The following is a 15,471-nucleotide window of genomic DNA, read 5'->3' as shown; positions in this document are numbered from 1 at the left end:
TTATATATAATCTAGCTTCATTATAACGAAAAGGAACTAAATTATATGCTAAATGTTTTTTCAAAAGTTTTTGGTACAAGAAATGATAGAGTAGTAAAAAAATATAGAAAAAGAGCAAATGAAATTACTCTTTTAGAAGATAAGTACAAAAAAATGAGTGATGATGAGTTAAAAAATGAGTTTAACAATCTAAAAAAACTTGTACAAAATGAGGAAAAATCTTTAGATGATATTTTAAATGATACTTTCGCAATTGTTAGAGAGGCTAGTCATAGAGTTTTAAAAATGAGACCTTATGATGTTCAATTAATTGGTGCTATGGTTTTACATAAAGGTGATATTGCTGAGATGAAAACAGGAGAGGGAAAAACTCTTGTTGGAGCAATTGCTGTTTGTTTAAACGCAATGGAAGGAAAAGGTGTTCATGTTGTAACAGTAAATGATTATCTAGCTCAAAGAGATGCTAATGAATTAAAACCTTTATATGAGTTTTTAGGATTTAGTGTTGGAGCTATAATTGATAGCATAAAAGATGATTTTACAAGAAAAGAGCAATACGCTTGTGATATTACTTATGGAACAAATAGCTCTTTTGGATTTGATTATCTAAGAGATAATATGGTTTATGACTTAAATGAAAAAGTTCAAAGAGGTCATAACTTCGTAATTGTAGATGAAGTTGACTCTATATTGATTGATGAGGCTAGAACTCCACTAATTATAAGTGGTCCAACAAATCATAAAAACTCAAACTATATAAAAGCAAATGAGATAGCTTTAAAATTAGAGCGTGGAACTATAACAGAACCTACAAATCCTACAGAAAAAGCTATTACTACAGGTGATTTTATTGTTGATGAGAAAAATAGAACAGTTAGTTTAACTGAAGCTGGTCATATAAGAGCTGAAGAACTTTTTGGAGTTGATAACTTATACTCAATAGAGAATGCAATGCTTTCACACTCACTTGATCAAGCACTAAAAGCAAACTATCTTTTTGTAAAAGATGTTGATTATGTTGTAAAAGATGATCAAATTATTATTGTTGATGAGTTTACAGGAAGACTTAGCGAGGGAAGAAGATTTAGTGAGGGTCTTCATCAAGCACTTGAGGCAAAAGAGAAAGTGGCTATTCAAGATGAGAGTCAAACTTTAGCTGATACAACATATCAAAACTACTTTAGAATGTATAAAAAACTCTCTGGTATGACAGGAACTGCACAAACAGAAGCAACAGAGTTTGCACAAATTTATAATCTCGATGTTGTATCAATTCCAACTAATGTTCCAATTAAAAGAGTTGATAAAAGTGATTTAATCTATAAAACAGAGAGAGAAAAATTTAATGCTGTTTGTGAAAAAATAAAATATTATCATGAAAAGGGACAACCTGTTCTTGTTGGAACTGCAAGTATTGAAAAGAGTGAAAAACTTCATAAAATTTTATCAGATAAAAAAATTCCTCACACTGTTTTAAATGCAAAACAACATGAAAAAGAGGGAAAAATTATTGCTGATGCTGGTCAAAAAGGTGCTGTAACAATTGCTACAAATATGGCAGGACGAGGAGTTGATATCAAACTTACACCTGAAATTTTAGAACTTGGTGGATTAGCAATTATTGGAACCGAAAGACATGAAAGTAGAAGAATTGACAATCAATTAAGAGGAAGAAGTGGAAGACAAGGAGATGTTGGAGAATCACAATTTTATCTATCTTTAGAGGATAATCTTTTAAGAATATTTGGAAGTGATAAAATTAGAACTATCATGGAGAGACTTGGTATTCAAGAGGGTGAATATATTGAGTCAAGAATGGTTACAAGAGCTGTTGAAAATGCCCAAAAGAAAGTTGAATCTATGCACTTTGAAAGTAGAAAACATCTTTTAGAGTATGATGATGTTGCAAATGAACAAAGAAAAGTTATATATAACTTTAGAAATGACCTTTTAAAAGAGGATTATGATATATCTTCAAAAATTGAAGAGAATAGCTATGATTATGTAGAGTATCTTCTAGCTGAATCAAATGTTTTTGCATCACAAAGTGAAGAGGATTTTAACTATGAACAAATTATTGCAAAAATAAAAGAGGAACTTCATTTAATCTTAACAGTTGAAAATATTAAAAGTGAAGATTATGAGAGTTTAAAAAATAGAATAGCTCAAGTTTTAAAAGAAGTTTATGAAGAAAAAATGAGTGTAACAACACAAAAACAAAGAAGTGAAATTGAAAGAATACTATATCTTCAAATTTTAGACAATGCTTGGAGAGAGCATCTATACTCTATGGATACTTTAAAAACTGGTATTGGACTAAGAGGTTATAACCAAAAAGATCCATTAGTTGAGTATAAAAAAGAGTCTTACAATCTATTTGTTGAGCTTGTTTCTAATATTAAAATTGAGATTATAAAAATACTATTTACAATTCAACTTCAAAGTAAAGAGGATGCAAAAAAAGAGCAAGAAGCTTTAGAAAAAATCAAAGCTAACATGGAAAAATCAAATGAACACACAACTACAAATGTTGCTCAAGATGCTGTAAAAAGTAGTGAGAAAAAAATTGCAAGAAATGAACCTTGTCCTTGTGGAAGTGGTTTAAAATATAAACAGTGTTGTGGGAAAAGTGGACCTAAAAGAGGTTTGGTAGTAGGAAACTAGTTTGAATAAAAAACTTATAAATTTTATTGTAAAAAAATATCTAAAATTTGATAAAAAAAATCCATTTATATCAATAAGTGCAATTTTAGCATTTATTGGTGTTGCTGTTGGTGTTATGGTTTTAATTTTATCAATGGCCATTATGAATGGAACTGCAAAAGAGTTTGAAAATAAACTATTTACAATGAACTATCCACTTACAATATATGAAAAAACTTCAAATGCTGTAGATAAAGAGCTTTTACAATCTTTACAAAAAGAGTTTAAAGATTTAAAATTTTCACCATTTATATCAACTCAAGCCATTATTCAAAATGGTGATAATATGAGTGGTGGAGTTGTTTTTGGAGTTGTTCCAAACTTAGAAAAAGAGATAAACCCAATATACAAAGATGCCTTAAAAGATTTAGTTCCAAATAAGTTTGATATTATAACAGGTGTTGGAATAAGCGATAAACTATATCTTTTTGAATCTGCTAAAGCAACTTTATATTTTACAGATTTAAATCCAGCTGGTTTCTCTTTAATGCCAAAAATGAAAAGATTTGAATATATATCATCATTTAGCTCAGGCTTAAGCGCTTATGATAAAGCTTATATGTACACATCAATTGAAGCTTTACAAACTATTTTACAAAAAGATGAAAATATTTATGATGGAATTCACATACACTCAGAAAATGCATTTAGTGATATTGAAAAATTAAGAACTTTTTTAGAAGATGTAGATGTTGGAGTTGTAGGTTGGTGGCAACAAAATGGTAACTTTTTTGCAGCTATGAAGATGGAGAAAAGAGCTTTGTTTATTGTTTTAATGCTAATTATTCTAATAGCTTCACTAAATATCATCTCTTCACTTCTTATGACTGTTATGAGTAGAAGAAAAGAGATAGCCCTACTTTTATCAATGGGGGCTAGTTCTAAAGAGATAAAATCAATATTTTTAAAGCTTGGAATTACTATTGGATTTGGTGGAATTATTTTAGGAATTATTTTAGGATTCATAGGTTATTTTTTATTAGATACTTTTGATATAGTATCTTTACCAGCAGATGTTTATGGAAGTGCAAAACTACCTTTAGATTTAGCAATATCTGACTTCTTTTCAATTATAATTGGTGCAATGATTATTGTATTTTTATCATCTTACTATCCAGCTAGTCGTGCTACAAAAATCGATGTTATTGATGTTTTAAGAAATGAGTAGAGATTAATCTCTACTCATCTTCTTTTTTCTCTTCATCTTTTTTCATTAAACTATTAAATATATCAAATGGTGAATTAATAACTCTTTTAAAAATATTAACAGGAGCATTTACACTATCTTTTAAAAAGTTTGAGTCTATTTTTGGATCACTTAAATCGCCACTTAAATGTATTTTACTCTCAACTCTTTTATTATCTCCAAGAAGTATATAGTTTACAATAGGTAAAACATTTACAACATTTGAGTATGTTTTCATAAATATAAGATTTAACGATGAATCTATAGTGTGATTATCTAAAAATATTTTAGCATTACCTTCAAAATCCATTCCATTTCCAATAACATTAATATTCTTCAAATCTAAAATATTTGTTTTATTACTATAAGAAAACTCTACTCTACCCTTTTGAATACTATAATTTCCAATATTATTTATATTTAAAGCTGATGGTATAGCAAATAAAGGGTTTATTAAAGCAGGAGAAGTTTGTACAAAAAATAGAATGTTATTTATCAAAGATAGATCTTTTATTAAACTATCTTTAACAAAAAGTTCACCTTTTAAATCTTGCATTGTTCCACTTGCAAACATATCAATACTACCATTTTGTAAAATTTTTTTATCTGAAAGTGCATTTATAAAGCTACTATTTGCATCATATAAAAAGATATCCAAATAACCCTCTTTATCCTCACTATATGTAAATTTCATATCTTGATTTTCTAGATATATAAATTTTCTATTATCATCAACATTTAACTCATATTTTGTAGCTATAACTCTATTTTTATTATTTAAAATGAAAGTTGTATCTTCGCCACTTACAAATAACTTAATTCCAAGTTTACTATCGCTATCTTCTTCAATACTTTTATCTTTATTTGGCGTATTGTAAAAAATTTCATACTCTTTTGTAAAAATTGTATAGTTATTTTTATCAATATTAAAAAGTAAATCATCATTTATAGTTGAAATATCAACAATATCATCTTTATATCTACCTTTTATATCAAAATAATCTACCTCTTTTTTATTTTTGTGTAAAATAATAGGAAGTTTTGGAGTTGCAACTAATGCATTAAATAATATGGATTCATCATCTTCAATCTTAACTTCTCCATTTTTTATATAAAATTTTTGTGAAAATATATCAAGAATTGAGTTTTTTAAATCTACTTTAATATTTTTTATTCCATCTTTTTTACCTTTTGAAGATCTATTTTCAACTACTACTTCATAACTGTCTAAATAAATAGATATATACTTATCAATATTTAATTTTAGGCTCTCATCTATTGAAGAGATTTTTACACTATTATTTATAATATCTGCATAAACTTCCAATGAATCAACTTTTTTACCATCTTTTTTTAAAGGAAGTTCCAGTCCACTAATATTTGCCTCAAAATGTATTCTATTTTCATCAAAAATATTTATTAAAATATTTCCATCTTTTATAGAATTTGATTTTAAAATAGTTGAATAGTTGTAAAATTTTGATAAATCATCAATTTTGATATTTAATTTTTCATCATAATTTATATCTACACCAAGCTCTTTCAAAGATATCTCTATTTTATCTTTAAAATCCATTGAAATATCACTTTTTTTTGATTTTAAATCAATAATTGAATCATCTTTTACAGCCAAATATATTTTTCTAATATCAACTTCACCAACAGCTTTTAAATTTTTTAAGTCAAAAATTAAATCTGTTTTTGCATCAACAATATCTTTATAGATAAATCTTGAATCTTTAATATACAATTTATTATTATCCAAAATAACTTTTGAGTTATTAGTTTTAAACTCAAAAGTTCCAATAGCAATAGTTGAAGGGGTAAGATCAAAATTACCATTAACTCCTATTTGTTTTTCACTGTTATATGGAATAGTTAAAAGTAGTTTTGCATCTGTTTTTCCACTTTTTTGAATAAGTGGTAAATTTATATGATAAGCACTTAAAATATCTAAAATTTCCATATCTAAAGAAGTTTTTGTCTCAATATTTATTAATACTTCACCTTTTTTACTATCTTCAATATTGTTTATTTGAACAAAACTATTTTTTAGCTCTTTACTCTTGTAAAAAGCATCAACTAATGAGATCTTTAAAAAACCATCTTCAAATTTTGCATCTAATCTTTTTGCTTTAATAGCATCTAAATCTTTATGAAACTTAATATTTGCATCAGTTATTGTAAGCAAGCCTTCCAAAGAGCCAAGAATCATATTTTGATTATTTAAATCATACTCTCCATAAAATGAGTCTAATTTAAATTTTCCATCTATATTGTCATACAACCAAGAGTTAGCAACTTCAGGTAAATCTAAATATTTTCTTAGAAAGTGTAAATTACTAAACTCCTTACTATTTATAAAGAATTTCATAAGTCCATCTTTAATTCCAATATTTGATTCTAAAACCATATCTTTGAAATATATAAAACCATTATAGTTTAACTCTTTATCAAAATAGTCAAGATTTGCTCTACCTTGAAAATTAACTTGATAATCTTTTAAATATAGATTCTCAAGATCTAAAAAAATCTTACTTTTTGTACCACTTATTTTTACTAAAACAGATAAAAAATTATTCTCTAAGTGAAGATTATTATTTTTAAAGAGTATTGAAAAATTATTATTATTTATAGATAAGTTTTTTATATCTATCTCTTTAAACAGAGTTATAATTTTTGGAAGAATTGTTAAATCTTTTTTTGAAGCTTCAAAAGAGTCTTCTGCTTTACTTGAAATATACTTATATTCAATATTATCAACTTTTAATATAAGCTTTTTATCTAACTTAATATAAAATTGCGAAATCTTAATACCAAAAAGTGAGAATGAGTTGATAAATATACCTGAAGATAAAAGCATAAATGTTAAAAATATTGGAAAAATTAAAAGTAGAACTAATGCTTTTTTAAGACTCATAAACACTGTAAATATTATCCTTATTGCTTTTATTATGATACTTTATTATCTTACTATGCCAGTAGTTACATCGAAGGTTTTATATATTCCACAAGGCAGTACAAAGTCAATTATATCATACTTAAATAAAAATTCTTACGAACTAAATAAGATAGATGAGATAATATTAAGTCGTTTTGGTTATGTTCAAAGTGGCTGGATTGACCTAAAAGTTAATGAACTTACAAAAATGGATTTTTTAATCAAACTTTTAAAATCTAAAGCTGCTTTAAAATCTATTACTTTAATACCTGGAGATACTTATTACTTTTTTATAAAAAAAATTGCTAGTGAGTTTAATCTAGATGAAAAAAAATTGTATGAAACATATAATAAATACGCATTTAGGTTAGATGGAAATATATTAGCAGAAACTTACTCTCTACCAATAGGAATGAGTGAAGAGGAGATTATTTTATATCTTCTATCACATACCAATCAAAAATATGAAGAGTATTCAAATAAAATTTTTGGAACTTATGATAAAGAGCAGTGGTATAAATATGTAACTTTAGCATCAATTATTCAAAAAGAGGCTGCAACTATTAATGAAATGCCTATAGTTTCAAGTGTAATTTATAATAGATTAAAAAGAAAAATGCCACTTCAAATGGATGGAACTTTAAATTATGGTGAGTATTCAAACTCTATTGTAACTGCTATGAGAATAAAAGAGGATAATAGTTCATATAATACTTATAAAAATAGAGGTATTCCTAAAAATCCAGTTTGTGCTGTAAGTTTAGATGCAATCAAAGCTGCAATATTTCCTGTAAAAAGCAACTATTTATATTTTGTAAGAGACAAGACAACTGGTTTACATAAATTTTCATCAACATATAGTGACCATAAAAGTAACATAAATTCAAATATTGGAGTTATAAAAAATTATTCAAAAATAAATGAAAATCCTACAGATATAGATAAAGAGGCTAGTGATATTATGAAAAATGATATAACTAAACAAAAAGTTCCATCTATAAAAGATCTCTTTAATAATATAAATTAATATGTGAATATTTGAAACAATCAAATATTTGCATCTTCTTAAATATTCAATTTCAATAGTTTTAAACCAAACAAAGAGTACAATCCCAAAATATATTTTAAAAATTAGGATGGAAAAATGGCACAAATTATTTACACAAAAGTTGATGAAGCACCAGCTTTAGCAACATACTCTTTTTTACCAATCGTACAAGCTTTTACAAAAAGTTCTGGTATACAAATGGTTCAAAAAGATATTTCACTAGCTGGAAGAATTATCGCAGCTTTCCCTGAAAACTTAAAACCTGAGCAAAAAATTGGTGATGCTTTAGCTGAGCTTGGTGATATGACTCAAAATCCAGATGCAAATATTATTAAACTACCAAATATCTCTGCATCAATCCCTCAATTAAAAGCAGCTATTGCTGAACTTCAATCAAAAGGTTATAACATTCCAGATTATGACTCAAGTGAAGAAGTAAATGCAAGATACTCAAAAATATTAGGAAGTGCTGTAAATCCAGTATTAAGAGAAGGAAATTCAGATAGAAGAGCTCCAAGTGCTGTAAAAAACTATGCAAAAAATAATCCACACAAAATGGGTGTTTGGGCAAAAGATTCTAAAACTGATGTTGCTCATATGAATGCTGATGATTTTTATGGAACAGAAGTTTCAACAATCCTAGACAAAGAAGATAACTTTAAAATTTCTTTTGTTGGAAAAGATGGAAAAGAGACTGTTTTAAAAGCATCTTTACCACTTGAAAAAGGAGAAGTTGTTGACGCAACTAAACTTTCTGCAAAATCTTTACAAGAGTTCTATCAAAAAGGAATTGATGAAGCTAAAAAAAGAGATGTTTTATTATCACTTCACTTAAAAGCTACAATGATGAAAGTTTCTGATCCAATTATGTTTGGATTTGCAGTAAAAGTATATTTCAAAGATTTAATTGCAAAACATAGCGCAACTTTTGAAAAAATTGGCGTAAACTTTAACAACGGTTTAGGTGATTTATACTCAAAACTTGACCAAGTTGATGATGCAACTAGAGCACAAATTTTAGCTGATATTGATGCAGTGTATGCTTCTCAACCAAGACTTGCTATGGTAAACTCTGCAAAAGGTATCACAAATTTACATGTTCCATCTGATGTTATTATTGATGCATCTATGCCTGCTATGATTAGAGGTGGTGGAAAAATGTGGAATAAAGAGGATAAAGAAGAAGATACTTTAGCTATGATTCCTGATAGATGTTATGCTACAACTTATCAAGTTATAATTGATGATTGTAAGAAAAATGGAGCACTTGATCCAAAAACTATGGGTTCAGTTCCAAATGTTGGATTAATGGCTAAAAAAGCTGAAGAGTATGGAAGTCACGATAAAACTTTCCAAGCAAAAGCTGATGGTAAAATAGTTGTAACAAATAAGGCTGGTGAGACTGTATTTAGTTTTGATGTTGATAATGGTGATATCTTTAGAATGTGCCAAGCTAAAGATGAACCAATTAAAGACTGGGTAAAACTAGCAGTTAATAGAGCAAGATTATCAAATACTCCAGCAGTATTCTGGTTAGATAAAAATAGAGGTCATGATGCTAAAATGATTGAAAAAGTTGAAAAATACTTAAAAGATTATGATTTAACTGGTCTTGAAATCTCTATCAAATCTCCTGATGATGCTATGCAATACTCTCTTGATAGAATGAGAAAAGGTCTTGATACAATTTCTGTTACTGGAAATGTATTTAGAGATTATAATACAGATCTATTCCCAATTTTAGAGCTTGGAACAAGTGCTAAAATGTTATCAATTGTTCCACTTATGAATGGTGGAGGACTGTTTGAAACAGGAGCTGGTGGATCTGCTCCTAAACATGTTCAACAACTTCAAGAAGAGAACTATTTAAGATGGGATAGTTTAGGTGAGTTTATGGCACTTGCTGCTTCATTTGATCATTTAGCAAATACTCAAAATAATAAAAAAGCAGCTGTTTTAGCAAAAACTTTAGATAAAGCTACTGGAACTTTCCTAATCAACGATAAATCACCTGCTAGAAAAATTGGAAGCATTGATAATAGAGGAAGTCATTTCTATCTTGCAATGTACTGGGCAGATGAGTTAGCAAAACAGAATGATGATGCTGAATTAAAAGCTGAATTTACTCCAATTGCAAAAGCAATGAATGAAAATGAAGCTCAAATTTTAAAAGAGCTTACTGAAGTTCAAGGAAAACCAGCAAATACAGGTGGTTACTACCTATTTGATGATGAATTAACTTCAAAAGTTATGAGACCTTCTGCAACTTTAAACAAAATTATTGGATAATTTTTTAATTCAAGAGAGTTTTCTCTTGAATTATTTTACTCTTAATCTATTTTTTAAATATTTCTTGACAAAAATCAACAAATTTTAATTTTCTTTAATCTATAATTTATTACTTCATAAAAAAGGGAAAAAATGAAAAAAATAGTTATAGTTTCAACAATTCTAGCAGCAACATTTGCATTTGCAAATCCTTATGCAAAATGTGCGGTATGTCATGGTGCAAATGGAGAAAAAGTAGCTCCAGGTGGAAAATCTAAAATCATTAAAGATATGACAAAAGAGGATTTTATAGCTGCTTTAAAAGGTTATCAAAATGGAACTTATGGTGGAGCACAAAAAGCTTTAATGATTCCTCAAGTAAAAGGAATGGATGAAGCTACAATGAAAGAGATTGCAGATATAATTATAAAATAATAAAAATAGCTAGTTATCTAGCTATTTTTTAATCCTATATATTTTAACTCTTCTAATAATTTTTTTAAATCTTCTCTCTCTTTTAACAAGTTTTTTATAATAATATCTTTGTCATCTTCAATATTTTCTATATTTTTTTGCTCCAAAATCTTTCCTAAATGAAATAAAAAAACATTATCATCTTTTTTATACTCTAGCTTATTACACTCAATTACAATTTGTGGCTTATCTTCACCTAAACTGTTTTGTAATAACAATTTTTTTATATCTTTTATTTCATAAAAAATTGCATCATCAATTATTTTTGGATTAAACAACTCTTTTTTCCAGTAAGTTGTTGCTGGTTTAACTACTGTTTTCTCTTTTTTTAAATATATTTTTTCAAATAAATCTTTATTTATAGATAACTTATACAAAACCCACCTCTTTTTAAAAGCTCTATTATATTGAAATAACTTTATAAATGGTAAAATAAAATAAAAAAGGTAGTTTTATGATTAAAAGTTTTTTTAGTAAAAGAGTGAAAATTTTATTAGTTTTTATTGCTTTAGCATCTATTCTATTCTATATTTTTAGTGATAAAAAAGTGACTCAAACAATTTTTGAGCTTGAGGATATTGAACTTTTATCACTATCAAAAAAAGCAAAAAATAGTGCAATTGATCAAGAAAAAGAGAGCAAAGAGTTTTTAAAAAAATATTTTTTAGTTTGGGAACAAGATAATATAAGTATCTCTAAAGAGGATGCTTTATGGGGATTTTCAATCAAAGATGTTACAAGATATTTAGAAAACTTCTCTAAAATAGACTCAGAATGGCTAGAAAAAGAGAAGATTAATTCAAATTTTGAAGAGTTTAATACTCTAAATAAAAAAGCAATAACAATAAAAAATACAAATATAAGAGTTTTTCCTACAATATCACCTATATTTAAAAATCCAGAAACTCTAGGAGAAGGTTTTCCATTTGATTATAATCAAAATTCACTTCTAAAAATAAACTCTCCATTAATGGTTTCTCATCTTTCAAAAGACAGAGCTTGGGCTTTTATTGAATCAGGATTTGTTTATGGTTGGGTTAAAATAGATGATATTGCTTTTGTTGATGATAAATTTATAAATGAGTTTAAAAATGAAAACTATTTTATTACTATAAAAGAAGATTTTGCAATTTACAATCCAAATTTTATTGAATATATAAAAGCTAGCACAATTTTTCCTAAAAAAGAGAATAGATATTTAATAGCAACAAAAGATAGATTTATGAATGCAAGAATCGATTTTATAGATATAAAAGATGATTATATTAGCTCTTTTCCACTTGAATTTAATTTAGAAAATAGAGTAATAGTATTAAAAGAGTTTTTAAATGAGCCTTATGGTTGGGGTGGACTTTTAACAAACAGAGATTGCTCTAGTTTCACTCAAGACTACTTTTCTATTTTTGGAAAATTAATTGCAAGAAACTCAAAGGCTCAAACTTCATTTGGAGAGTATATTGATTTGAGTGATAAATCAAACGAAGAGAAAAAAAGATTTATAAAAAATAGTGCAAAACCATTCTCAACTTTAGTATATCTTCAAGGGCATATAATGCTTTATATTGGAAATTTAGATGGTGAACCACTTTTAGTTCACAATATTTGGAGTATAAAACTAAAAGATAAAGATAATAATGAAAAGAGACAAATAGTTGGAAAAACTGTAATATCTACTCTTGAAATTGGAAAAGAGCTAGAAGAGTATGATAGTGAAAATAGTATTTTAAGTAGAGTTTTAGGAGTAACTATTTTTTAGTTACTCTTCATCAAATAGAGGATTTACAATCATTGAATCAAGAACTTGATTTTTAAATTTTAACTCTTCTAGTTGCATACTTAAAAAGCTATTCTCCTCTTTTAATGCTACATAATGTGCATAAAGTCTATTTATATCCTTGCTTGTATAGTAGATATTATTTTTTACATAAATTCTTGGAAAAAATATTAGTATTGATAAAAAAAATATCAAATATGCTATTTTTAAAGAGTTTTTACTATTTAAACTAATCAAATTTAAATATCCTTAATTTTGCACTTCTACTTCTAGGATTTTGTTTTATCTCTTCAAAGCTTGCAACAATTGGTTTTTTAGTTATTACTTTTCCTAAAGAGTTATTATTTCCACATTCGCATCTAAATACTGCTGCTGGACAAATACAACTTTGACTCCATTTTTTAAAGTAATTTTTAACAACTCTATCTTCTAGTGAATGAAAAGATATGATAGCAACTATACAATTTTTAAATTTTGCTTTTTCAATAGAGTCAAAAAGTCTTGTTAAAACACCAATCTCATCATTTACCTCAATTCTTATTGCCTGAAAAATAAGTGTTGCTGGATGAATTTTTCCTTTTGGAAGTTTTTTATAAAAAAATTCAGAAAGCTCTTTTGAGCTATAATATGGTCTATTTGAAACAATCAAATTAGCAATTTTTTTATACTCTTTAATCTCTCCATATTCTCTTAATATATTTTCCAATTGTAGTTGTGAATAACTATTTACAACAGCTGAAGCATCTAAATTTTGAGATTGATTCATCCTCATATCAAGATTTTCAGAGTTAAAAGAGAAGCCTCTTTCAAGCTTATCTAACTGTAAAGAAGATACACCAATATCTGCTAAAACACCTTTTATTGGATACTCTTTAAAATTTGATATTACATTTTCAAAATTTGAAAAACTAAACTCAACTCTTTTTTCAAACTCTTTTAATCTTATTTTTGAAAATTCTAAAGCCTCTATATCTTGATCATTACAAATCAATTTAATATTGTCGTTTTGCTTTAATAATCCACTACTATGTCCTGCATAGCCTGTTGTACAATCTATTATAAATCCATCATTTATAGTTTTAAAAGCATCCAAGACCTCATTATACAAAACTGGAATATGTGGAATTTCTTGCAATTTAATCCTTTTATTAAAAATGGTGTATGATACCAAAAAATAATTTAAGGCATAAGATGTTAAATCAAGATACTATAAAACTTCTATCAGAATTATCACTATCAATGTTTACAAAAAACTTTTTTGGGATATATCAAGGAGCAATATCTGCAAAATTAGATTTTGATCACTTTGTAATAAATTCAAAAGATGCAGTGTTTGATAACCTTGATGAAAAATCATTTTGTACTTTAAATATGAATAAAGTTGACTATAGGTGGAATATAGCAAGTCTTGATTCATATACTCACTCAACAATTTATACAAATATTCATGAAGCAAAATATATTGCATTTGCAACTCCTATTTATACAACTGCTTATACATTGGTTCATGATAATATTGTTTTTGAAGATTATATTGGGAAAATGGTTTTTGGAGAACTTGGGATATACAATCCTGGAGATTTAAAAACATGGAGCAAAAGAAGTGCACTTGAAATAACAAAAGAGATAAAAAAAACAGAACATAATCTTTTAGTTATAAAAGGGATTGGGGTTTATATTTATGATAGAAATATTCATGAACTTGTTAAAAAGGTAGCTATACTAGAGAATTCTTGCAGACTTTTGAGTATCAAAAGTAGCTTTAAGTAGTTTTTTATATAAAAACATCGAATTGATAATAATTTTAGGAAACTTAAAGTTTAAATAGAATAAAGTTTTAAAATTTTAATTTATATGAGGAGTTACCCTATGAACAAAGCTGAATTTATTGATGCAGTTGCTGCAAAAGCGGGATTATCTAAAAAAGATGCAAAAGGTGCAGTTGATGCAGCTTTAGAAACTATAACAGAAGCTTTAGTTAAAAAAGATTCTGTAAGCTTTATAGGATTTGGAACATTTACTACAGCTGCAAGAGCTGCTAGAGTTGCAAAAGTTCCAGGAACAGACAAAACTGTAAATGTACCTGCAACAACTGTTGCTAAATTTAAAGTTGGAAAAGCTTTAAAAGAAGCAGTTGCAAAATAAGTTCGCTTATTTTATAGTGTAAAAGAGTTTATCTATCTTAGATAAACTCTTTTTTAATTTTAAAATTATGCCAGTGTGATGGAATGGTAGACTTGGAAGATTCAAAATCTTTTGCCGTAAGGCGTGTCGGTTCGAGTCCGACCACTGGTACCACTAAAAAATCTTCTCTTGACCTAATCTATAAATTGCGAAATCATATTTTATAGGATCATTTGCTTCAAACTCTTTTAATTTTTTTGTTATTTCTAAAGCTGATTTTAGATTATATGTCTTGTTTTTTAGAAGTCCTAATTTTTGTGAAACTTTAAAAGTATGAGTATCTAAAGGTAAAATCAAATCTTTTTTATCTATATTTTTCCAAAGCCCAAGATCTATATTATCATCTCTTACCATCCATCTAAGATACATATTCCATCTTTTATATGGAGAATTTGACTCTTTTATATTTCCATTTTTATCTCTTTTAAAACTATTTCCAACTAAAAAATCAAATCCAGCAGATGAGTAGTTTGACTCCTCTTTAATATTTTTTATAACAAAATCAATACCCTCTAAAACACTATTTTCATTTTTATAAGCTTTATAAAATAACTCTTCTAAATTAGTTTTATCTTTTAATCTTTTAAAAGTTTTAAATACAGCTATCACATCAGAGCTATTTTGAAATCTATAGTAGTGATTTTTTAACTCTTTTTCTATAATTTCATCACTTTTATCAAGAAGCGAAAAATCTAAACTATCTAAAAATTTAACTATTAATTTTGCATTTCCATAAGCAAACAAAGCACAAAGCAAAATAGAATAGTGACATTTTTGTCTTTTTGCAACAATTAATGGATCTGGCTTTTCATAGCTTACTTCAAAAATATTATTTCTAGCATTAACTTCAATATCTAAAAGCTCTTTTAATTCTATATCTTTTTGTGTCATTT

General features: G+C 26.8%; 13 protein-coding genes and 1 tRNA gene. 9 read left to right on the top strand and 5 right to left on the bottom strand.

Going from position 1 to position 15,471, the window contains the following annotated elements:
• Positions 1-45 precede the first annotated feature (45 nt).
• Entirely contained in the window at positions 46-2,664 is a 2,619-nt protein-coding gene (gene secA / locus WC168_RS01600) for a preprotein translocase subunit SecA (RefSeq protein ID WP_372617162.1), read from the top strand.
• A 1-nt stretch (position 2,665) separates the two neighbouring features.
• Entirely contained in the window at positions 2,666-3,871 is a 1,206-nt protein-coding gene (locus tag WC168_RS01595) for an ABC transporter permease (protein ID WP_115588299.1), read from the top strand.
• Positions 3,872-3,881: 10 nt separating this feature from the next.
• On the opposite strand, the gene WC168_RS01590 is transcribed toward WC168_RS01595, so the two are convergent.
• Entirely contained in the window at positions 3,882-6,809 is a 2,928-nt protein-coding gene (locus WC168_RS01590; RefSeq protein ID WP_372617160.1) for an AsmA-like C-terminal domain-containing protein, read from the bottom strand.
• 34 nt (positions 6,810-6,843) lie between these two features.
• Here WC168_RS01590 and mltG point away from each other — a divergent pair, with 34 nt between their 5' ends.
• The 3 genes from mltG to WC168_RS01575 all read left to right on the top strand — a co-directional run bounded on the left by mltG (position 6,844) and on the right by WC168_RS01575 (position 10,581).
• Positions 6,844-7,857: an endolytic transglycosylase MltG gene (gene mltG, locus WC168_RS01585; protein WP_119184236.1), complete on the top strand. Its 1,014-nt coding sequence runs from the start codon at positions 6,844-6,846 to the stop codon at positions 7,855-7,857.
• A 117-nt stretch (positions 7,858-7,974) separates the two neighbouring features.
• The gene (locus tag WC168_RS01580) at positions 7,975-10,167 is read left to right on the top strand and encodes an NADP-dependent isocitrate dehydrogenase (protein ID WP_372617158.1); all 2,193 of its coding nucleotides are present in this window, start codon (positions 7,975-7,977) and stop codon (positions 10,165-10,167) included.
• Between the two features lie 132 nt (positions 10,168-10,299).
• A complete protein-coding gene (locus WC168_RS01575; protein ID WP_372617156.1) occupies positions 10,300-10,581 on the top strand; it encodes a cytochrome c in 282 nt (93 codons plus the stop codon).
• A 17-nt stretch (positions 10,582-10,598) separates the two neighbouring features.
• Here WC168_RS01575 and WC168_RS01570 read toward each other — a convergent pair whose 3' ends face one another.
• Positions 10,599-10,997 carry a hypothetical protein gene (locus tag WC168_RS01570; RefSeq protein WP_066161515.1) on the bottom strand — a complete coding sequence of 133 codons (399 nt, stop codon included), beginning with the start codon at positions 10,995-10,997 and terminating at the stop codon, positions 10,599-10,601.
• A gap of 77 nt (positions 10,998-11,074) precedes the next feature.
• Here WC168_RS01570 and WC168_RS01565 point away from each other — a divergent pair, with 77 nt between their 5' ends.
• Positions 11,075-12,376 (top strand): SH3 domain-containing protein, encoded by a 1,302-nt coding sequence (locus WC168_RS01565; protein WP_372617154.1) that lies wholly within the window; start codon positions 11,075-11,077, stop codon positions 12,374-12,376.
• On the opposite strand, the gene WC168_RS01560 is transcribed toward WC168_RS01565, so the two are convergent.
• Complete coding sequence (locus WC168_RS01560; RefSeq protein WP_066161517.1) at positions 12,377-12,631, bottom strand: hypothetical protein; 255 nt, start codon at positions 12,629-12,631, stop codon at positions 12,377-12,379.
• Positions 12,624-13,529, bottom strand: coding sequence for a 16S rRNA (cytosine(1402)-N(4))-methyltransferase RsmH (rsmH, locus tag WC168_RS01555; protein WP_066407569.1), 906 nt, complete (start codon positions 13,527-13,529; stop codon positions 12,624-12,626). The genes WC168_RS01560 and rsmH overlap by 8 nt, the downstream gene beginning before the upstream one ends.
• Positions 13,530-13,585: 56 nt before the next feature.
• On the opposite strand from rsmH, the gene WC168_RS01550 reads away from it, so the two are divergent.
• The 3 genes from WC168_RS01550 to WC168_RS01540 all read left to right on the top strand — a co-directional run bounded on the left by WC168_RS01550 (position 13,586) and on the right by WC168_RS01540 (position 14,692).
• Positions 13,586-14,164 carry a class II aldolase and adducin N-terminal domain-containing protein gene (locus WC168_RS01550; RefSeq protein WP_066161519.1) on the top strand — a complete coding sequence of 193 codons (579 nt, stop codon included), beginning with the start codon at positions 13,586-13,588 and terminating at the stop codon, positions 14,162-14,164.
• Positions 14,165-14,263: 99 nt separating this feature from the next.
• Positions 14,264-14,539: an HU family DNA-binding protein gene (locus tag WC168_RS01545; RefSeq protein ID WP_279134244.1), complete on the top strand. Its 276-nt coding sequence runs from the start codon at positions 14,264-14,266 to the stop codon at positions 14,537-14,539.
• A 69-nt stretch (positions 14,540-14,608) separates the two neighbouring features.
• Positions 14,609-14,692, top strand: a tRNA-Leu gene (locus WC168_RS01540).
• On the opposite strand, the gene WC168_RS01535 is transcribed toward WC168_RS01540, so the two are convergent.
• Complete coding sequence (locus WC168_RS01535; RefSeq protein WP_319087244.1) at positions 14,693-15,469, bottom strand: TIGR02757 family protein; 777 nt, start codon at positions 15,467-15,469, stop codon at positions 14,693-14,695.
• Between the last annotated feature and the right edge of the window lie 2 nt (positions 15,470-15,471).

This window comes from Aliarcobacter sp. (genome assembly GCF_041672065.1).
Taxonomy (GTDB): Bacteria; Campylobacterota; Campylobacteria; order Campylobacterales; family Arcobacteraceae; genus Aliarcobacter; species Aliarcobacter skirrowii.
The sequence above is the reverse complement of the archived record's forward strand: the minus strand, read 5'-3'. Positions and strand labels throughout refer to the sequence as shown.